The sequence below is a fragment of the Streptomyces sp. NPDC006294 genome, assembly GCF_042870895.1.
In the GTDB taxonomy this organism is placed as follows: Bacteria; Actinomycetota; Actinomycetes; order Streptomycetales; family Streptomycetaceae; genus Streptomyces.
Map to the genome: position 1 here is coordinate 389,579 of NZ_JBIAHV010000005.1, position 18,646 is coordinate 408,224.

Here is an 18,646-nt window from a genome sequence, read left to right on the forward strand (position 1 = left end):
TCAGGTCCCTTCCGTCGTCTACTTGGCGGTGCTGACCGGAGCGTCCTCGCCCAGAAGCTTGCCGTCCGAGGTCTCGAACTGCTTCTTGAACGCGGCGATGGCGTCAGCGACGGACTGGAGGGTGTCGTCCGACATCTTGCCGCCCTCGGCGATGCTGGTGAGCAGCTCCTTGCGCTCACGGCGCAGGTGCTCCAGCAGCTCCGACTCGAAGCGACGGATGTCGGCGACCGGGACGTCGTCCATCTTGCCGGTGGTACCGGCCCAGACGGAGACGACCTGCTCCTCGACGGGCATCGGCTGGTACTGGCCCTGCTTCAGCAGCTCGACCATGCGCTTGCCGCGCTCCATCTGAGCCTTGGAGGCCGCGTCCAGGTCGGAACCGAAGGCGGCGAACGCCTCCAGCTCGCGGTACTGGGCGAGGTCCACGCGCAGTCGGCCGGAGACCTGCTTCATGGCCTTGTGCTGGGCGGAACCACCCACACGGGAGACCGAGATGCCGACGTTCAGGGCCGGCCGCTGACCGGCGTTGAACAGGTCGGACTCCAGGAAGCACTGACCGTCGGTGATGGAGATGACGTTGGTCGGGATGAACGCCGACACGTCGTTCGCCTTGGTCTCGACGATGGGCAGACCCGTCATCGAACCGGCGCCCATGTCGTCGGAGAGCTTGGCGCAGCGCTCCAGCAGACGCGAGTGCAGGTAGAAGACGTCACCCGGGTAGGCCTCACGGCCCGGCGGGCGGCGCAGCAGCAGGGACACGGCGCGGTAGGCGTCGGCCTGCTTCGAGAGGTCGTCGAAGATGATGAGGACGTGCTTGCCGTCGTACATCCAGTGCTGGCCGATGGCCGAGCCGGTGTACGGGGCGAGGTACTTGAAGCCGGCCGGGTCGGACGCCGGGGCGGCGACGATCGTCGTGTACTCGAGCGCGCCGGCCTCTTCCAGGGCGCCGCGCACGGACGCGATGGTCGAGCCCTTCTGGCCGATGGCGACGTAGATGCAGCGAACCTGCTTCTTCGGGTCGCCGGAGCGCCAGTTGTCGCGCTGGTTGATGATCGTGTCGACGGCCAGTGCGGTCTTGCCGGTCTGGCGGTCGCCGATGACCAGCTGACGCTGGCCGCGGCCGATCGGCACCATGGCGTCGACGGCCTTGTAACCGGTCTGCATCGGCTCGTGCACCGACTTACGGGCCATGACGCCCGGGGCCTGCAGCTCGAGGGCGCGACGGCCGTCGGTCGCGATCTCGCCGAGACCGTCGATCGGGTTGCCGAGGGGGTCGACGACACGGCCGAGGTAGCCCTCGCCGACACCGACCGAGAGGACCTCACCGGTGCGGGTGACCGGCTGACCCTCCTCGATACCGTTGAACTCGCCGAGGACGATCGCGCCGATCTCGCGCTCCTCGAGGTTGAGGGCGAGACCGAGGGTGCCGTCCTCGAACTTCAGCAGCTCGTTCGCCATGGCCGAGGGAAGACCCTCGACCTTCGCGATACCGTCGCCGGCCAGGCTGACCGTGCCGACCTCCTCGCGCGAGGCCGCGTCCGGCTGGTACGACTGGACAAAGTTCTCCAGCGCGTCCCGGATCTCCTCCGGCCGGATCGTGAGCTCCGCCATCTGGGTTCCCTGCTCTCCTTGTTGGGCCCGAAGTTTCTTTGGGGGTCTGGGGGCCGACCCCCAGGAATCTTCTGCAATCTCTGCACGGCCCAACCGGGCCGCTGGTCTTGCGTTCTTTTGGTGCGCTGCGCGCGTCAGCCGGCCATCCGGCGGGTCGCCTCTTCGAGACGCTCCGCGACGGTGCCGTTGATGATCTCGTCGCCGACCCGCACCGTGATCCCGCCGAGGACCGTCGGGTCCACTTCGAGATTGAGGTGCATGTCACGGCCGTAAATCCGCGCCAGACCCGCTCCGAGGCGCTGCTTCTGCGCCTCGGAGAGCGGAACCGCCGAGGTGACGACGGCGACCATCCGGTCCCGCCGCGCCGCGGCGAGCTTGGACAGGGAGTCGAGTCCCGACTCCAGGCTACGTCCCCGCGGCTGTGTGACGAGACGGACGATCAGACGCTCGGTGACCGGGTCGACCTTGCCGCCGAGCAGGCTGCGCAGCAGCTCGCCCTTGGCGGTCACCGTGGCCGACCGGTTGGTCAGTGCCGACCGCAGCTCGGTGCTGGACGAAAGGATCCGGCCGAAGCGGAACAGCTCGTCCTCGACGTTGTCGAGCGCACCGGTCTGCTGGGCCGCCGTGAGGTCTGCGGTGTTCGCCAGTTCCTCGAGCGAGTCGACCAGGTCGCGCGACTGCGACCAGCGGGACCGGACCATGCCCTTCAGCAGGTCGGCGGTCTCGCCGCCGACCTGACCGGCGAAGATGCGTCCGGCCAGCTCGGCCTTGGCCTCGGCGGCCTGCGCCGGGTCCGTGAGGACCCGACGCAGGGACACCTCACGGTCGAGCAGCGTGGTGACGGCAGCCAGCTCACCGGCGAGCTTCGCCACGTCGACCGACGTGTTGTCGGTCAGCGCGTCGAGCGACTCGTGCGCGGCGGCCAGCGCCTCGCGGCTGGCTCCGTTCATCGGGTTGCCTCGGCCTTCGAAGCGCCGTCCTCGAGCGAGTCGAGGAAGCGGTCGATGGTGCGGCTCTGGCGGGCGTGGTCCTCGAGGGACTCGCCCACCAGCTTGCCGGCCAGGTCGGTGGCGAGCTTGCCCACGTCCTGACGCAGCGCCGCGGCCGCGGCCTTGCGGTCGGCCTCGATCTGGGCGTGGCCGGCCGCGATGATCTCCTCACGCTGCCGCTGGCCTTCCGCCTTCATCTCCTGGATGATCGCGGTGCCCTGCTCGGTCGCCTCCTGGCGCAGCCGAGCGGCCTCGTGACGGGCCTCGGCGAGCTGCGCCTTGTACTGCTCAAGGACGCTCTCGGCCTCGGTCTTGGCCGCATCGGCCTTCTCGATACCGCCTTCGATCGCCTCGCGACGCTCTTCCAGAACCTTGTTGATGTTCGGGAGGAGCTTTTTGGCGAGGAAGCCGAAGACGATGACGAAGGCGATCAGGCCGATGACGAGCTCGGGAATCGGCGGGATAAGCGGATTCTCCGCTCCCTCGGCCGCGAGCTGAACCATGGGGTTCACATCAGTGCCTTTCGTCGGTTCGACTGGTCGCAGTTCGTCCTAGTAGACGAACGGCATGACCAGACCGATGAGGGCGAGGGCCTCACAGAACGCGAAGCCGAGAATCTGGTTGGCGCGGATCAGACCGGCAGCCTCGGGCTGGCGGGCAAGAGCCTGGGTGCCGTTACCGAAGATGATGCCGACGCCGACGCCGGGGCCGATGGCCGCAAGGCCGTAACCGACGGAGCCGAGGTCACCGGTGACGGCAGCAAGGGTCGTAGACATGCCAGTTCTTCCTTCTCTTTACGGACCGGTGGGGGTTGGCCACCGGACGAATCTGGGTTTCAGCGAGGGGGCTCAGTGGTGCTCGGCGAGCGCGCCCTGGATGTAGGTGCAGGTCAGGAGCACGAAGACGTATGCCTGAACTGCCTGGATGAAGAGCTCGAAGGCCGTCATCACGATGACCATCACGAACGAGACGCCGGCGTAGGCGATCCCGATGCCGTTCAGCAGGTACCAGCTGGCGATCGTGAAGAGCAGCAGCAGCGTGTGCCCCGCGAACATGTTCGCGAAGAGTCGCACGGCGTGCGTGAAGGGACGGACCAGGAGGTTCGAGAAGAGTTCGATCGTCGCGGCCAGGTAGGCCACGGGGCCGAGCGACTTGTCGAAGCCGGTGAAGTTCTTGAACGCTCCGACGAAACCGTGACGCTTGAACGTGAGGCTGACCCAGGTGATGTAGACCAGCAGGGCCAGCACCATCGGGTAAGCGATGATCGACGTCACCGGGAACTGCGCAACCGGAATGATCGACCAGAGGTTCATCATCCAGACGAAGAAGAACAGCGCGACCACGAAGGGGACGTACTTCTCGCCCTCACGCTTGCCGATCGTCTCGTAGACGACACCGCGGCGGATGAAGTCGTAACCGGACTCGGCGACCATCTGCAGCTTGCCCGGGACGACCTTCGGGTTGCGGAAGGCAGCCCAGAAAAACCCGACGATGATGACGGAGCCCAGAAGCGCCAGCAGCATCGTCTTGTTGAAGTACAGATTGCTGTCCCCGTCGCCCCAGAGCGGCTCGAACAGGAACGAGTGCAGGCCCGGTGCCGGAAAGCCACAACCGTCAAAGATGTGGCAGTCGGTCTCGAAGGCGAGCACCTGCGTCGGGTCAGCACTCACCGCGGGCTCCTTCAGCGTGGCGCATAGGTACGGCAACCTCGTTGTGTCGGCGCGGCACACAGCCGCGGGTCGGCACTGGACTGGTGTTTCGAATGATGGGGCGGCAGTGGGGCATCAAGCCTCGCGAATGAGCAGGCGTCAGCTCAGATGCCCGCGCCCGCGATGCCGCAGTTGGCACCGGACGATAGCAGGATCCCGAACTCGCCCTTATACCGGCCCTACCCCTCACGATGACGGCCCCTTGTTTCCGGGCTTGCCGCCGGTCGAGGAGTCGGGTTCGACGTACAGGATCTTGGCCTTCATGTGTGCGCGGGTCTGCGCACCGATCCAGACGAGGGTCAGTGCGACCAGCGTGATGGCGAAGGCCTTGGGGTGGAACAACGTCGTGTTCTTGAACATCGCGACAAAGATGAACAGCAACAGCAACTGTGCCGTATAGAGCATCAGACCCATCGCCTGGAACAGCTGCGGCAGCGACTTCGCCACGCGCTGCAGGACGTACAGCCCGATGCCCATGAAGAGGATCACCACCAGCGTGGCCACGATCGCCCCGATCGCGCCCTTGCCACCCGCGACCACGGCGCTGACGACGGCGGCAACAGCGCCGGCGGCAGCGGTGGGTACGGCGGCATGAACAAGGGTGCGTGCGTCGGTGGACGGCATGGCGGCATCTCCGCTTGCTGGTGGGGGCAAAGTGGTGTCGTCATGGACGAGCGTATGCCCGGTCCCGAGATGGGCCTCGGGGGCCAACGGACCGTCGCACTACGGTCCTTCGGCGCTGTCTCCGGGTCTCGTGAACGGTATCACAAACTATTTGATGAGGTCTTTACCCAGTGGTGTGCCAACTCTCACACATGAGAGTGAACGCGCCCGTGTGTGCACGACAACCAAGGGTTTCACGTGGTAATGCACCGTTCTGTCCGCTCCGCGTCAGCCAACCGCGACGGACATGCCTCTTTGGGAGTACAGGCGGACCGGCCGCGGATCAGCGGCGGGAGCCCGCGCGGTCCCGGTCAGGGAAGCGGGAGCGCGCTCCGACGGCCGTCGCGCCGTTGACACCGCTGACGCCAACCGCGACCGGCACCCGCGGCTCCTCAGCGCCGGACGCCGCCGGCTCGGGCTGCTCGGCAGCGGCCGCCCGGCGGCTGCGGCGGTAGCGGGGCGGGACGAAGCCCTCCGCCCAGCCGGGGGCGCGAGGGGTGAAGCGCGGGAGGAGCAGGAGCACGAGGCCGACCGCGCTCAGCCCGACGACGACGAACACGATCCAGATCACCGAGTGCACCGAGTACGCCACCACGCCGAAGGCGATCAGCGCCGACCAGAAGTACATGATCAGCACGGCCCGGCTGTGGGAGTGGCCGATCTCCAGGAGCCGGTGGTGCAGGTGACCGCGGTCCGCGGCGAACGGCGACTGGCCCTTCCAGGTGCGGCGGACGATCGCCAGCAGCAGGTCCGCGACCGGGATGGCGATGATCGTGAACGGCAGCAGCAGCGGGATGAAGACCGGCAGCGCCGCGTGCGTCGCCTCGCGCGTACCGCCCTCGTGGATCCTCATGGCGTCCATGTCGACCTGGCCCGTCACCGAGATCGCCGCCGCGGCGAGCACCAGGCCGATGAGCATCGAGCCCGAGTCGCCCATGAAGATCCGCGCGGGATGCATGTTGTGCGGCAGGAAGCCCAGGCACATGCCCATCAGGATCGCGGTGAACAGGCTGGCGGGGGCGGCGGCCTCGATGCCGTAGCTGACCCAGATCCGGTACGCGTAGATGAAGAACGCCGCCGCGGCGATGCACACCATGCCCGCCGCGAGACCGTCCAGCCCGTCGACGAAGTTGACCGCGTTGATGGTGATGACGACCAGGGCGACCGTGAGGAGGGTCCCCTGCCAACTCGTCAGCGAGACCGTGCCCACGCCGGGCACCGGGATCCACAGGATCGTCAGACCCTGGACCACCATGACTCCGGCGGCGATCATCTGGCCACCCAGCTTGATCAGGGCGTCGATCTCGAACTTGTCGTCCAGCACGCCGATGATCCAGATCAGGGCGGCGCCGGACAGCAGCGCCCTCGGTTCGTTCGACAGCTCGAAGACGCTGTTCAGATTCTCCAGATGGTCCGCGACCAGCAGTCCGGCGCACAGACCGAAGAACATCGCGATCCCGCCGAGCCTCGGCGTCGGTTCGCGGTGCACGTCGCGTGCACGGATCTCCGGCATCGCGCCACTGGCGATGGCGAACTTCCTCACCGGCCCGGTGAGCAGATACGTCACCGCGGCCGTGACACATAGCGTCAGCAGGTAATCACGCACGGGCTGCCCCACAGGAATCGCTGGCCATCTCAGCCCCACACCTTAGCTGTGGTGGCCACATGCTTGAGGACATGCGCCGGCCCGCGATGGTTGCACAGGAAGAGCACGCCAATGCGACTACCCGGGAAACGGCGGGTGTCCCGCGACGAGTTCCGCCACCTTCGCGCGGATGTCGCGCGCCGCGGACTCGTCCCGCAGGGCCGCCGTGAACAGGGCCGCGATCCGCTCCATCTCCGGGCGGCCCATGCCCTGCGTGGTCACCGCGGCGGTGCCGAGCCGGATGCCGCGGCCGTCCCCGTACGGGAGCGCACAGGTGTCGAGCACCATGCCCGCCGCGGCCAGCCTGCCGCGGGCCGTCCTGCCCTCGACGCCCAGTGGTGCCGGGTCGGCGCCGATGATGTGGGTGTCCGTGCCGTCCGTCAGGACGGTCAGCCCCTCGGCCGTGAGCGCCGCCGCCAGCTCCCGCGCGTTGGCGACCACCTGGTGCGCGTACGCGGTGAAGGCCGGCGTCGCCGCCTCGCCGAACGCGACGGCCTTCGCGGCGATCGTGTGCATCTGGGCGCCGCCCTGGGTGAACGGGAACACCGCCCGGTCGATGCGCTCCGCAAGCTCCGCACCGCAGAGGATCATCCCGCCCCGCGGGCCGCGCAGCACCTTGTGCGTAGTGGCGCACACCACATCCGCGTACGGCACCGGATTGGGCGCGGCGCCGCCGGCGACCAGGCCGATCGGATGCGCGGCGTCGGCGATCAGATACGCGCCGGCCTCGTCCGCGATGTCGCGGAACCGCTCGTAGTCGAGGTGCCGGGGATACGAGATCGACCCGCAGACGAGCGCCTTCGGCCGGTGCCGGCGGGCCAGGACGCGCACCTGGTCGTAGTCGACCAGCCCGGACTCGGCGTCGACGCCGTACCCGACGAAGTCGAACCAGCGGCCGGAGAAGTTCGCGGGCGAGCCGTGGGTCAGGTGACCGCCGTACGGGAGCCCCATGGCGAGCACGGTGTCGCCGGGGCGCAGCAGGGCGGCGTACGCCGCGAGGACGGCGGAGGAGCCGGAGTGGGGCTGCACGTTGGCGTGCTCCGCGCCGAAGAGCGCGGTGGCCCGCTCGATCGCGATGCGCTCCGCGGCGTCGACGAGTTCGCAGCCGCCGTGGTGGCGGGCGCCGGGATAGCCCTCTGCGTACTTGTTCGCGAGCGGCGATCCGAGGGCGGCGAGGACCGCGGGCGAGGTGAAGTTCTCCGCGGCGATGAGCTGCAGCGTGGTGGACTGACGCTGCGCCTCGCCGAAGAGGATGTCCGCGATCTGGGGGTCCTGGCGGCGCAACGCGTCGAGGGCGGGGGCGGGGTGGGCGGGCGCTTCACGTGCACGTGTTACGGACATGACGGCTCCGGGTCCTCGGGCCTGTGCGGCCACTCCAATGTAGGACCGGGCGGGGCGGGGCGCGCGCGGTGTATGCGCGACCGGCCGCGTCCGCTGCACGGGCCTGTTCCCCGACCTCCCCCCTGCGGCCTGGCGGCCGCGGAGAGGCTCCCACCCCCGGTACGCCCTGCGGGCGGGGGGCGGGGCCGGGCTCCGCCCGGACCGGTACCGCGCGCCGCGCGGTGGCCTCAACCTCCCCCTACGGCCTGGCGGCGGTGGGTGGACCCCAGGCCCTTGAGTTGCCGCTGCGCGGCAACCAGCCCGAGCCGGGCAACTCCAGCCCCACCGGCGATCGAGGCGCGGGGCTCGGGGCGGAGCCCCGACAAGACCGGCAAGCTCCAGCCCCGCCGGCGATTGAGGCGCAGGGGCGCGGGTGCAGCGCCCCGGTGAGACCGGTGGACGGCGGGGGGTCAGCGGCGGGTCGGGACGCCCGTCAGGGCGGTGACGACCGGGTCCAGGGCCTGGTGGATCTCGTCGCCGATCGAGCGGAAGAACGTGATCGGCGCCCCGTACGGGTCGAAGACCTCGTCCGCGTCGGGGCTCGGCGCCAGGAGCCACCCGCGCAGCGCCGCCGCCGCCCGCACCAGCGCACGGGCGCGCTCGACGACGCCCTCGTCCCGGGGGTCCGGGAGCGTCGCCGGGTCTATGGCGCGGACCAGGCGGGTGAACTCCTTGAGCGTGAAGGTCCGCAGGCCCGCCGAGTGGCCCATGGAGATGACCTGCGCCCGGTGGTCGCGGGTCGCCGTGAGGACCAGGTCGGCGCGGATGACGTGCTCGTCGAGGAGCTCACGCCCCACGAACCCGGTCGCGTCCGCGCCGAAGTCGGCGAGGACGACCTCGGCGTTGGCCTCCATCGGGGCGCCCTCGTGCCCCCACGTGCCGGCGCTCTCCACGATCAGGCCGCCCGTGAGCGGATCGCCGAGGCGGTCGCTCAGGGCATGGCGGGTCAGCCGCTCGGTGATCGGCGAGCGGCAGACGTTGCCGGTGCTGACGTGGAGGATGCGGAAGGTCGACGCCGTACTGCCCGTACTGCTGGTTTCCGCTATGCCACGCCCCTGCGGGGCGGTCAATTGGCCACCTCGAGGTCTGGTACCACCTTGCGCAGCTCGTCCGCGGAGAGGGCTCCCTCCCGCAGCAGCACCGGGACCCTGCCGGTGACGTCGACGATCGACGACGGCACGATGCCGGGGGTGGGACCGCCGTCGAGGTAGACGGAGACGGAGTCGCCGAGCATCTCTTGCGCGGCGTCGCAGTCCTCGGGCGAGGGGTGTCCCGTCAGGTTGGCGCTGGAGACGGCCATCGGGCCGACCTCGGTGAGGAGTTCGATCGCGACCGGGTGCAGCGGCATCCGGATCGCGACGGTGCCACGGGTGTCGCCGAGGTCCCACTGCAGCGACGGCTGGTGCTTGGCGACCAGGGTCAGCGCGCCGGGCCAGAAGGCGTCGACGAGCTCCCACGCCTGCTCGGAGAAGTCGGTGACCAGCCCGTGCAGGGTGTTCGGGGAGCCGATGAGGACGGGGGTGGGCATGTTGCGGCCGCGCCCCTTGGCGTCGAGCAGGTCGGCGACGGCCTCGGAGGTGAAGGCGTCGGCGCCGATCCCGTACACCGTGTCGGTGGGCAGCACGACGAGCTCGCCGCGGCGGACGGCCGACGCGGCCTCGCGCAGGCCGGTGGTGCGATCCGTCGCATCGTTGCAGTCGTATCGCCGAGCCATCAGCGGGCCTCCTCGTACACGTGCTTCGTCAAGTGCTTGGTCATGGCATGGCCTTGCGGGCGGTGGCGAACCGCGGCCGCTTGTTCAGATCGGGGTGGTCGGCCGCGTCCGCCCAGCCGGATTCCTCGTTGAAGATCCACGGCACCTGGCCGCCCTGGGTGTCGGCGTGCTCGATGACGACGAGCCCGCCGGGCCTCAGCAGCCGGTGCGCGGTGCGTTCGATGCCGCGGATGGTGTCCAGGCCGTCCTCGCCGGAGAACAGGGCCATCTGCGGGTCGTGGTCGCGGGCCTCGGGCGCGACGTACTCCCACTCGGTGAGCGGGATGTACGGCGGGTTGGAGATCACCAGGTCGACCTGGCCGTCGAGCTCGGGCAGCGCCGTGAGGGCGTCGCCCTGGTGGACGGCGACCCTGGACCCCTCCGCGTTCTTCCGGGTCCACCTCAGGGCGTCCTCCGACAGCTCCACGGCGTGCACGCGCGAGCGCGGGACCTCCTGGGCCATGGCGAGCGCGATGGCGCCGGAGCCGGAGCACAGGTCGACGATGAGCGGCTCCACGACGTCCATGGCGCGTACGGCCTCTATCGCCCAGCCCACGACCGACTCGGTCTCGGGGCGGGGGACGAAGACGCCGGGGCCGACCTGGAGTTCCAGATAGCGGAAGAAGGCACGGCCGGTGATGTGCTGGAGCGGTTCGCGGGCCTCACGGCGGGCGACGGCCTCCCAGTAGCGGGCGTCGAAGTCGGTGTCCTTGACGTTGTGGAGCTCTCCGCGCTTCACGCCGTGCACGAACGCGGCGAGCTCCTCCGCGTCGAAACGCGGAGACGGCACGCCGGCGTCCGCCAGCCGCTGGGTGGCCTGGGCCACCTCGGCAAGCAACAGGTTCACGCGCCTACCCTTCCTGTGACGCTCGTGCGGACCGTCTGCAAACCCGTCGCGCGCTACTGCGCGGCCGCGAGCTTGGCTGCGGAGTCCGCGTCTACACACGCCTGGATCACGGCGTCCAGGTCCCCGTCGAGCACCTGGTCCAAGTTGTACGCCTTGAAACCGACCCGGTGGTCCGAGATCCGGTTTTCCGGGAAGTTGTACGTCCGGATCTTCTCCGACCGGTCGACCGTCCGTACCTGGCTGCGGCGGGCGTCCGCGGCCTTGGACTCGGCCTCCTCCTGGGCCGCGGCGAGCAGCCTGGAGCGCAGGATACGCATGGCCTGCTCCTTGTTCTGGAGCTGGCTCTTCTCGTTCTGGCAGGAGGCGACGATGCCGGTCGGCAGGTGCGTGATGCGGACGGCGGAGTCGGTGGTGTTGACGGACTGGCCGCCGGGGCCCGACGAGCGGTAGACGTCCACGCGCAGGTCGTTGGCGTGGATCTCGACGTCGATCTCCTCGGCCTCCGGCGTGACGAGCACACCGGCCGCGGAGGTGTGGATACGGCCCTGGGACTCGGTGGCGGGCACGCGCTGGACGCGGTGCACCCCGCCCTCGTACTTCAGCCGCGCCCAGACGCCCTGTCCGGGCTCGGTGGCCCCCTGGCCGCCCTTGGTCTTGACCGCGACCTGGACGTCCTTGTAGCCGCCGAGCTCTGACTCGGTCGCGTCGATGATCTCGGTCTTCCAGCCGACCCGCTCCGCGTAGCGCAGATACATCCGCAGCAGGTCACCGGCGAACAGGGCGGACTCGTCGCCGCCCGCGCCGGCCTTGACCTCGAGGATGACGTCCTTGTCGTCGCTGGGGTCGCGCGGGACGAGCAGCAGCCGCAGCTTCTCGGTGAGCGCCTCGCGCTCCTTCTCCAGCTCCTTCACCTCGGCGGCGAAGTCCGGGTCGGTCTGGGCGAATTCACGCGCCGTGGTGATGTCGTCACCGGTCTGCTTCCAGGAGCGGTACGTGCCGACGATCGGGGTCAGCTCGGCGTAGCGCTTGTTGAGCTTGCGCGCGTTCCCCTGGTCGGCGTGGACCGAAGGGTCGGCGAGCTTGTTCTCCAGATCGGCGTGCTCGCCGATCAGTTCCTCGACCGCCTCGAACATCGGGGGCTCCTGGTTTCGTACGCGAAGGGTGGCTGCGGTGACTGCGCGGAGGGGGTGCGCAGAACGGACAAAGCGCCGGTCTCGGCCACCCGGGAGAGGGCGGCCAAAGACCGGCGCAGTGGCTCGCTACTTGTTGCCGGCAGCCTTGCCGAAGCGGGCCTCGAAGCGGGCCACACGGCCACCGGTGTCGAGGATCTTCTGCTTGCCCGTGTAGAACGGGTGGCACTCGGAACAGACCTCGGCGCGGACGTTGCCGCTCTCGATGGTGCTGCGGGTGGTGAACGACGCACCGCAGGTGCAGCTGACCTGGGTCTCGACGTACTCGGGGTGGATGTCGCGCTTCAAGGTGTCTCCTAGTTTCGGGAGGGCGCCGGGTCGTACGGGCGGGATGCTCGTACGTGAACCGGGGCCGACGTACCAGTCTGCCAGGACAGGCCGTATCTCCCAAAACCGGGGTAGGGGCGGAAGTATTCCTCGCGGCCGGAGTGGGTATGACCTGGGCCCTCGCGGCACCCTCCCGCTCCCCCGGCCCTACGAACCCTGCCCTGTGCCCTGCCCGGCGCCCTGCCCCGCGGTGCGGCCGGCGGTCCCGACGACGGACGCGGCATCGCCCTTGTCGCCCGCCGAGTCCGTGAGCGCGGAGGCCGGGATCGGCCGGTCCCGCTTGAGCGCGTTCCACACCTGGCGGGCGCCGCTCTCGACGGGGACGACCCGGTTCGGGTCGTCGGGGTCGTAGCGCACCGGCATGGTGACCATGTGGACGTCCTCGGCGCCGAGGGAGCCCAGCCCCCTGACGAAGCCCATCAGCTCGTTCACCGAGTCCAGCTCCGAGTCGGGCGTGATCGCCTTCGTGGCCGCGTCGGAGAGGTCGAGGAGCTTCTTCGGGCTGCTGAACACCCCGACGTCCTTGACCTGCTCGATGAACGCCTTCACGAACGCCTGCTGGAGCTGGATGCGCCCCAGGTCGCTGCCGTCGCCGACGCTCCCCCGGGTGCGGACCAGGCCGAGGGCCTGCTCGCCGTCCAGGGTGTGGGTGCCGGGCGGCAGGTCGAGCCGGCTCTTGCTGTCGTTGATCGGCCGGGTCGTGGTGATGTCGACGCCGCCGAGCTCGTCGACGAGCTGCGTGAAGCCGGTGAAGTCGACCTCGATGTAGTGGTCCATGCGGATGCCCGACATGGCCTCGACCGTCTTCACCGCGCAGGCCGGGCCGCCGACCTGGTACGCGGTGTTGAACATCGCCCGCTGCTCACCCGGGACTTCGGCGCCCTCACGGTCCGTGCACGCGGGCCGCTCGATCAGGGTGTCGCGCGGTACGGAGACGACGCTCGCCGTCCTGTGGCCCTGGTACACGTGGACGACCATCGCGGTGTCGGAGCGGGCGGCGCCCTCGTCGGCGCCGTACTCGGAGTTCGCGCCGGCCCGCGAGTCGGAGCCGAGGACGAGGATGTCCATGGAGCCGTTGTCGACGTTCTTCGGCCGGTCCGCGCCGAGGACGCGGTTGATGTCGACGCCCTGCAGATTTCCGTTGAGCTTGAACCAGAGCAGACCCAGCCCGGAGCCGCCGACGACCACCAGGGCGGCCGCGATCCAGGCGACGAACGTCCATGCCCGGCGCGCCTTGGCGGGCTTCCCGCGGCGTGGGGGTCCCCCCGCGCCCCCTGGGCGCAGGGGGAGTATTCGGCCGCCGCTGCTCTGCTCGCTCATGCTCTCCTCGGCTCTCGCTACTCGGTTACCCGCGCCGGCGGTGCTCAGGCGCGGTTCGCCGGTGGACGCCCGGACGTCGAAGGCCGTTCGGTGCCGAAGGTCGTCCGGACGTCGGAGCAGCGAGAAGCGTCGCACGGCCGGATGAGAGGACCTTGAGAAACGCGTCGGGCCCACCGCGCGACGCGCGGTGGGCCCGACGGAGCGTTCCCCGGCTCCGGTTCCCCCGCCCCACCAGCGTCTTCAGCCGGTGGAGCAGGTGGCCCCGGGAGCCCGCGCCGGGCCCTGTCGGGGCCCGGCGGCTGTGGTGAAGCTCTCTCAGTCGTTGCCGTTGCCGGCGGACGGAGTCGTCTTCTGGATCTGCAGCAGGAACTCGCCGTTCGACTTCGTCTGCTTCATCTTGTCGAGCAGCAGCTCGATCGCCTGCTGCTGGTCGAGTGCGTGCAGCACACGGCGCAGCTTCCAGGTGACGGCGAGCTCGTCGCTGCCGAGCAGGATCTCTTCCTTACGGGTGCCGGACGCGTCGACGTCCACCGCCGGGAAGATGCGCTTGTCGGCGAGCTTCCGGTCGAGCTTGAGCTCCATGTTGCCGGTGCCCTTGAACTCCTCGAAGATCACCTCGTCCATCCGCGAACCGGTGTCGACCAGCGCGGTGGCCAGGATGGTCAGCGAGCCGCCGTCCTCGATGTTGCGCGCGGCGCCGAAGAAGCGCTTCGGCGGGTAGAGCGCGGTCGAGTCGACGCCACCGGACAGGATGCGGCCGGAGGCCGGGGCCGCCAGGTTGTACGCACGGCCCAGGCGGGTGATCGAGTCCAGCAGGACGACCACGTCGTGACCCAACTCGACGAGGCGCTTGGCCCGCTCGATGGCCAGCTCGGCGACGGTGGTGTGGTCCTCGGCGGGGCGGTCGAAGGTCGAGGAGATGACCTCGCCCTTCACCGACCGCTGCATGTCGGTGACCTCTTCCGGACGCTCGTCGACCAGGACGACCATCAGGTGGCACTCGGGGTTGTTGGTGGTGATCGCGTTGGCGACCGCCTGCATGATCATGGTCTTGCCGGTCTTCGGCGGGGCCACGATCAGACCTCGCTGACCCTTGCCGATCGGCGACACGAGGTCGATGATCCGGGTCGTCAGCACGCCCGGGTCGGTCTCGAGGCGCAGCCGGTCCTGCGGGTACAGCGGGGTCAGCTTGTTGAACTCGGGGCGGCCGCGGCCCGAGTCGGGCGCCATGCCGTTCTGCGAGTCCAGGCGCACCAGCGCGTTGAACTTCTCGCGGCGTTCGCCGTCCTTCGGCTGGCGCACGGCGCCGGTGACGTGGTCGCCCTTGCGCAGGCCGTTCTTGCGGACCTGGGCGAGGGAGACGTACACGTCGTTCGGGCCGGGCAGATAGCCGGAGGTCCGGATGAACGCGTAGTTGTCGAGGATGTCCAGGATGCCCGCGACGGGGATCAGGACGTCGTCGTCGGAGACCTGCGGCTCGCCGGCCTGGAAGTCGTCACGGCCCCGGCGGCCACGGCGGTCGCGGTAGCGGCCGCGACGGCCGCGACGGCCGCTGCCGTCCTCGTCGAAGTCGTCCTGCGGGCCGGTGTTCTGCGGGCCGCCCTGGCGCTGCTGGCGCTGGCCGCCGCCGCCCTGCTGCTGGTCGTCGCCCTTGCCCCGGCGGTCACGCTGGCGCTCGCGGCGCTCACCGCGCTCGCCACGGTCTCCACGCTCGCCTCGCTCGCCACGGTCCCCGCGGTCTCCACGCTCGCCGCGGTCCTGGCGGTCGCCGCGGTCTCCGCGCTGACCGCGGTCCTGGCGGTCGCGGCGGCCCTCGGCGGTGTCGACGGCGGCCTCGGGCTGCGCGTCGGCCTTGGCGTCGGTCTTCACGTCCGTCTTGACGTCGGTCTTGACGTCGACGGCGGTGTCGCCACGGGCCTCGGTACGGGCGTCCGGGCTGCCCGCCTGCGCGGTGGCGCGACGACGACGGCGCTCACCGGCCGGCTGGTCGTCTCCCCCGGAGCCTGCGGCCTGCGAGGGGCCCCCGGCCGGCTGTCCCGGAATGTCGATCTGCTGCTGCGCGACGGCCTTGTCGGACTTGCCGGCCTTCTCGGCGGGCTGCGCCTTCTCGGCGGCGGGAGCAGCGGCTTCGTCACCCGTACGGGCCTTGGAGGTGGCGCGGCGCCTCGGCTTGGCCGCGGCGTCGGTGCCCTCCTCGGCGCTCTTCGCCGGGGAGGTCCCTGCGGCCTGCGTCTCCTTGATGACCTCGATCAGCTGGCTCTTGCGCATACGCGCGGTGCCCCTGATGCCGAGGCCGGACGCGACCTGCTGCAGCTCGGCCAGGACCATGCCGTCGAGGCCGGTGCCGGAGCGGCGGCGCCGTGAGGTGGTGCCGGAGGCAGCACCTGCGGCGGACGCGGTGTTGTCGACGTTGTTGTCGGCACTCACGCCCATCAGATCGGTGGTGTCGCTCACGAAGGGTCCTTCCCTGGAGCGGACGTCGGCCTTCTGGCTCGGCGACCGGTTGTGCTGTCCGGCTGTCGGTCCTGGGTGTGGACCGTGCCGGAGCGGTGGTCCCGCCGGGAAATTGACGGCGGAGAGATACATGCATACGTGCAAGGCCCGGCTCGAGGTCCCCCTGCTCGGCCCACTCCTGGAAAAGCGAGGGGTGTCGTGCCGGTTCCGGAGCGTGCTCGAAACTGCTCAGGCAGGCTGCTCAGGCAGTTGGGGAGGCTCCCGGAAGAATGGTGGTCCCGATGGGGGACGCAAAGCACCGCGTCGCGTAGACGACGGCTGCTGACTTGAGGTTAACACTACCGGCTCCAACAAACATTCCCCCTCTCTCTCACCGGCAATCGTGGCGATGGTGTGTCCCTTCAGGGCGCGAGCGGCAGCACGCTCGCACCCGCGGCGTCGAAGGCGAGCCGGTTGGCCGCCCAGCCCTCGCCCGCCAGCCGTGCGACCTTGTCGGCCGCACTGTCCTCGGCCAGTGCGAGCACCGTGGGGCCCGCGCCGGAGATGACCGCGGGGATGCCGTCGGCGCGCAGTCGGTTCACCAGATCGACGCTCTGCGGCATCGCCGGGGCCCGGTACTCCTGGTGGAGACGGTCCTCCGTGGCGGGCAGCAGCAGTTCGGGACGCCTGGTCAGTGCCTCGACGAGGAGGGCGGCCCGGCCGGCGTTGGCGGCGGCGTCGACATGCGGGACGGTGCGCGGCAGCAGTCCGCGGGCCGTCTCGGTGAGCACCGGATTGCTGGGGACGAAGACCACCGGAACGACCGAGTCGGCGGGATCCATTCTGATCGCGCGCGCCGCTCCCGATTCGGTCCAGGCGAGGGTGAAACCGCCGAGCAGGCAGGCCGCGACGTTGTCGGGGTGCCCCTCGATCTCGGTGGCGAGCTCGAGCAGTGCCGCGTCGTCGAGCTTCGCGTCGCCGCCTATCGTCACGGCGCGCGCGGCGACGATGCCGGCGCAGATGGCGGCGGAGGAGGAGCCGAGGCCGCGGCCGTGCGGGATGCGGTTGGCGCAGACGACCTCGAGGCCGCGCGGCTGACCGCCGAGCAGGTCGAAGGCCGTGCGCAGCGCCCGTACGAGCAGGTGGTTCTCGTCGCGGGGCAGGGTCGACGCGCCCTCACCGGCGATGTCGATGTGCAGACCGGAGTCCGCGACCCGGACGACCACGTCGTCGTACAGACCGAGCGACAGCCCGAGGGCGTCGAAGCCCGGACCGAGGTTGGCGCTGGTTGCGGGGACGCGCACCCGGACGGCGGCGGCGCGGAACGCTGGACCGGCCATCGCTCGACGACTCTCCTTGGTTCTGAACTGCGGGATGTACAAGATGGGTTCGAGAGGCAGGGATACCCGTGGGCCTCGGCGGCGGAAACACCGCGACGGCAACGACACCGCGCATATGCGGCCGGGCCGGGTTCGGGTACAGCCTATCGAAGGAAAGTTCACCTGCGACATAGGGCGCACAGGAGGCGCACGATGCGTGTCGCGAGCCTCCTGTGCCCCTACGTGTGGCGTCGCCCGGGTTGCGCACTTCCCGGTGGCCGGACCGGCGCGTTTCCCGGCGCCCGGACCGGCCGGCGGGACGTCCGGCAGGACCGTTACGCCAGGCCGAGGCGCTCGGCCGCCGCCGCGGCGTCGACCGGGACGGTGACCGGCTGGGGCGCTCCGGCGACCGCCCAGTCGGGGTCCTTGAGGCCGTTGCCCGTGACCGTGCACACGATCTTCTGACCGCGGTCGACCTTGCCCTGCTCGACCGCCTTCAGCAGACCGGCGACGGACGCGGCGGAGGCGGGCTCGACGAAGACGCCCTCCTGGGAGGCCAACAGCCGGTAGGCGCGCAGGATCTCACGGTCCGTCACCTCGTCGATGAAGCCGCCCGACTCCTCGCGCGCGGCCAGCGCCTGGGTCCAGGACGCCGGGTTGCCGATCCGGATCGCGGTGGCGATCGTCGACGGGTCCTTGACGATCTCGCCGCGCACGATCGGCGCGGAGCCGGACGCCTGGAAGCCCCACATCCGGGGCGTACGGGAGGACATGCCAGGGAGGGTGCGGCGCGGAGCGCCTCCGCCAAGGGCGGTGGCGGGCGACGGGCGGGAGTACTCCTTGTACCCCTTCCAGTACGCCGTGATGTTGCCGGCGTTGCCGACGGGCAGCACATGGATGTCGGGGGCGTCGCCGAGCGCGTCGACGATCTCGAAGGACGCGGTCTTCTGGCCCTCGATCCGGTACGGGTTGACCGAATTGACCAGCGCCACCGGGTAGTTCTCGGAGAGGCTGCGGGCCAGGTCGAGGCAGTCGTCGAAGTTTCCGTCGACCTGGAGGATCTTCGAGCCGTAGACCAGGGCCTGGCCCATCTTGCCGAGCGCGATCTTGCCCTGCGGCACGAGGACGGCGCAGACCATCCCGGCGCGCACCGCGTACGCGGCGGCCGAGGCGGACGTGTTGCCGGTGGAGGCGCAGATGACGGCCTGCGCGCCCTCCTCCTTGGCCTTGGTGATGGCCATGGTCATCCCGCGGTCCTTGAAGGAGCCGGTGGGGTTGGCGCCCTCGACCTTGAGGTGCACTTCGCAGCCCGTGCGCTCGGAGAGGACCTGCGCCGGGACGAGCGGCGTCCCACCCTCGCGGAGCGTGACGACCGGCGTCGTGTCCGTGACCGGGAGACGGTCCCGGTACTCCTCGATGATGCCGCGCCACTGGTGGGTGCCGTTGGTGGTCATGGGTCC

The 18,646-nt window shown here is 70.1% G+C and carries 17 protein-coding genes; all 17 read right to left on the minus strand.

What is annotated here, in order from left to right; genetic code table 11:
- Positions 1-18: 18 nt before the first annotated feature.
- A complete protein-coding gene (atpA, locus tag ACFYOP_RS11565; RefSeq protein WP_356892637.1) occupies positions 19-1,611 on the minus strand; it encodes a F0F1 ATP synthase subunit alpha in 1,593 nt (530 codons plus the stop codon).
- Between the two features lie 134 nt (positions 1,612-1,745).
- Positions 1,746-2,561, minus strand: a complete 816-nt coding sequence (locus ACFYOP_RS11570; protein WP_356892635.1) for a F0F1 ATP synthase subunit delta — start codon at positions 2,559-2,561, stop codon at positions 1,746-1,748.
- The gene (locus ACFYOP_RS11575; protein WP_264247214.1) at positions 2,558-3,112 is read right to left on the minus strand and encodes a F0F1 ATP synthase subunit B; all 555 of its coding nucleotides are present in this window, start codon (positions 3,110-3,112) and stop codon (positions 2,558-2,560) included. Before ACFYOP_RS11575 ends, ACFYOP_RS11570 begins: the two co-directional genes overlap by 4 nt.
- Before the next feature lie 39 nt (positions 3,113-3,151).
- Positions 3,152-3,376, minus strand: a complete 225-nt coding sequence (gene atpE / locus ACFYOP_RS11580) for an ATP synthase F0 subunit C (RefSeq protein WP_356892633.1) — start codon at positions 3,374-3,376, stop codon at positions 3,152-3,154.
- A 72-nt stretch (positions 3,377-3,448) separates the two neighbouring features.
- Positions 3,449-4,270 (minus strand): F0F1 ATP synthase subunit A, encoded by an 822-nt coding sequence (gene atpB / locus ACFYOP_RS11585; protein ID WP_356892631.1) that lies wholly within the window; start codon positions 4,268-4,270, stop codon positions 3,449-3,451.
- Positions 4,271-4,495: 225 nt separating this feature from the next.
- Positions 4,496-4,933 (minus strand): hypothetical protein, encoded by a 438-nt coding sequence (locus ACFYOP_RS11590; RefSeq protein WP_356892629.1) that lies wholly within the window; start codon positions 4,931-4,933, stop codon positions 4,496-4,498.
- A 322-nt stretch (positions 4,934-5,255) separates the two neighbouring features.
- Complete coding sequence (locus ACFYOP_RS11595; protein WP_356892627.1) at positions 5,256-6,578, minus strand: MraY family glycosyltransferase; 1,323 nt, start codon at positions 6,576-6,578, stop codon at positions 5,256-5,258.
- Positions 6,579-6,695: 117 nt separating this feature from the next.
- A complete protein-coding gene (gene glyA, locus ACFYOP_RS11600) occupies positions 6,696-7,958 on the minus strand; it encodes a serine hydroxymethyltransferase (RefSeq protein ID WP_356892625.1) in 1,263 nt (420 codons plus the stop codon).
- Positions 7,959-8,407: 449 nt separating this feature from the next.
- A complete protein-coding gene (locus tag ACFYOP_RS11605; RefSeq protein WP_356892623.1) occupies positions 8,408-9,067 on the minus strand; it encodes a protein-tyrosine-phosphatase in 660 nt (219 codons plus the stop codon).
- Positions 9,064-9,711, minus strand: a complete 648-nt coding sequence (locus ACFYOP_RS11610) for an L-threonylcarbamoyladenylate synthase (protein WP_356892621.1) — start codon at positions 9,709-9,711, stop codon at positions 9,064-9,066. Before ACFYOP_RS11610 ends, ACFYOP_RS11605 begins: the two co-directional genes overlap by 4 nt.
- A 40-nt stretch (positions 9,712-9,751) precedes the next feature.
- Positions 9,752-10,597, minus strand: coding sequence for a peptide chain release factor N(5)-glutamine methyltransferase (prmC, locus tag ACFYOP_RS11615; RefSeq protein WP_356892619.1), 846 nt, complete (start codon positions 10,595-10,597; stop codon positions 9,752-9,754).
- A gap of 53 nt (positions 10,598-10,650) precedes the next feature.
- Positions 10,651-11,730 carry a peptide chain release factor 1 gene (gene prfA / locus ACFYOP_RS11620; protein WP_356892616.1) on the minus strand — a complete coding sequence of 360 codons (1,080 nt, stop codon included), beginning with the start codon at positions 11,728-11,730 and terminating at the stop codon, positions 10,651-10,653.
- Between the two features lie 126 nt (positions 11,731-11,856).
- On the minus strand, positions 11,857-12,075 hold the full coding sequence (gene rpmE, locus ACFYOP_RS11625; RefSeq protein WP_356892614.1) for a 50S ribosomal protein L31: 219 nt from the start codon (positions 12,073-12,075) through the stop codon (positions 11,857-11,859).
- A 186-nt stretch (positions 12,076-12,261) separates the two neighbouring features.
- On the minus strand, positions 12,262-13,434 hold the full coding sequence (locus tag ACFYOP_RS11630) for an LCP family protein (RefSeq protein WP_356892612.1): 1,173 nt from the start codon (positions 13,432-13,434) through the stop codon (positions 12,262-12,264).
- 315 nt (positions 13,435-13,749) lie between these two features.
- Positions 13,750-15,888 (minus strand): transcription termination factor Rho, encoded by a 2,139-nt coding sequence (gene rho, locus ACFYOP_RS11635; protein WP_356892610.1) that lies wholly within the window; start codon positions 15,886-15,888, stop codon positions 13,750-13,752.
- 401 nt (positions 15,889-16,289) lie between these two features.
- Positions 16,290-17,207: a homoserine kinase gene (gene thrB / locus ACFYOP_RS11640; protein ID WP_356892608.1), complete on the minus strand. Its 918-nt coding sequence runs from the start codon at positions 17,205-17,207 to the stop codon at positions 16,290-16,292.
- 314 nt (positions 17,208-17,521) lie between these two features.
- A complete protein-coding gene (gene thrC / locus ACFYOP_RS11645) occupies positions 17,522-18,640 on the minus strand; it encodes a threonine synthase (RefSeq protein ID WP_356892606.1) in 1,119 nt (372 codons plus the stop codon).
- Positions 18,641-18,646: the final 6 nt, after the last annotated feature.

Excerpts from the sequence above, each read along its gene's own strand:
- prfA (WP_356892616.1), bottom strand. The coding sequence starts at position 11,730 with ATGTTCGAGGCGGTCGAGGAACTGATCGGCGAGCACGCCGATCTGGAG.
- thrC (WP_356892606.1), bottom strand. The coding sequence starts at position 18,640 with ATGACCACCAACGGCACCCACCAGTGGCGCGGCATCATCGAGGAGTAC.
- atpA (WP_356892637.1), bottom strand. The coding sequence starts at position 1,611 with ATGGCGGAGCTCACGATCCGGCCGGAGGAGATCCGGGACGCGCTGGAG.
- ACFYOP_RS11610 (WP_356892621.1), bottom strand. The coding sequence starts at position 9,711 with ATGGCTCGGCGATACGACTGCAACGATGCGACGGATCGCACCACCGGC.
- atpE (WP_356892633.1), bottom strand. The coding sequence starts at position 3,376 with ATGTCTACGACCCTTGCTGCCGTCACCGGTGACCTCGGCTCCGTCGGT.
- thrB (WP_356892608.1), bottom strand. The coding sequence starts at position 17,207 with ATGGCCGGTCCAGCGTTCCGCGCCGCCGCCGTCCGGGTGCGCGTCCCC.
- ACFYOP_RS11630 (WP_356892612.1), bottom strand. The coding sequence starts at position 13,434 with ATGAGCGAGCAGAGCAGCGGCGGCCGAATACTCCCCCTGCGCCCAGGG.
- ACFYOP_RS11590 (WP_356892629.1), bottom strand. The coding sequence starts at position 4,933 with ATGCCGTCCACCGACGCACGCACCCTTGTTCATGCCGCCGTACCCACC.
- ACFYOP_RS11570 (WP_356892635.1), bottom strand. The coding sequence starts at position 2,561 with ATGAACGGAGCCAGCCGCGAGGCGCTGGCCGCCGCGCACGAGTCGCTC.
- glyA (WP_356892625.1), bottom strand. The coding sequence starts at position 7,958 with ATGTCCGTAACACGTGCACGTGAAGCGCCCGCCCACCCCGCCCCCGCC.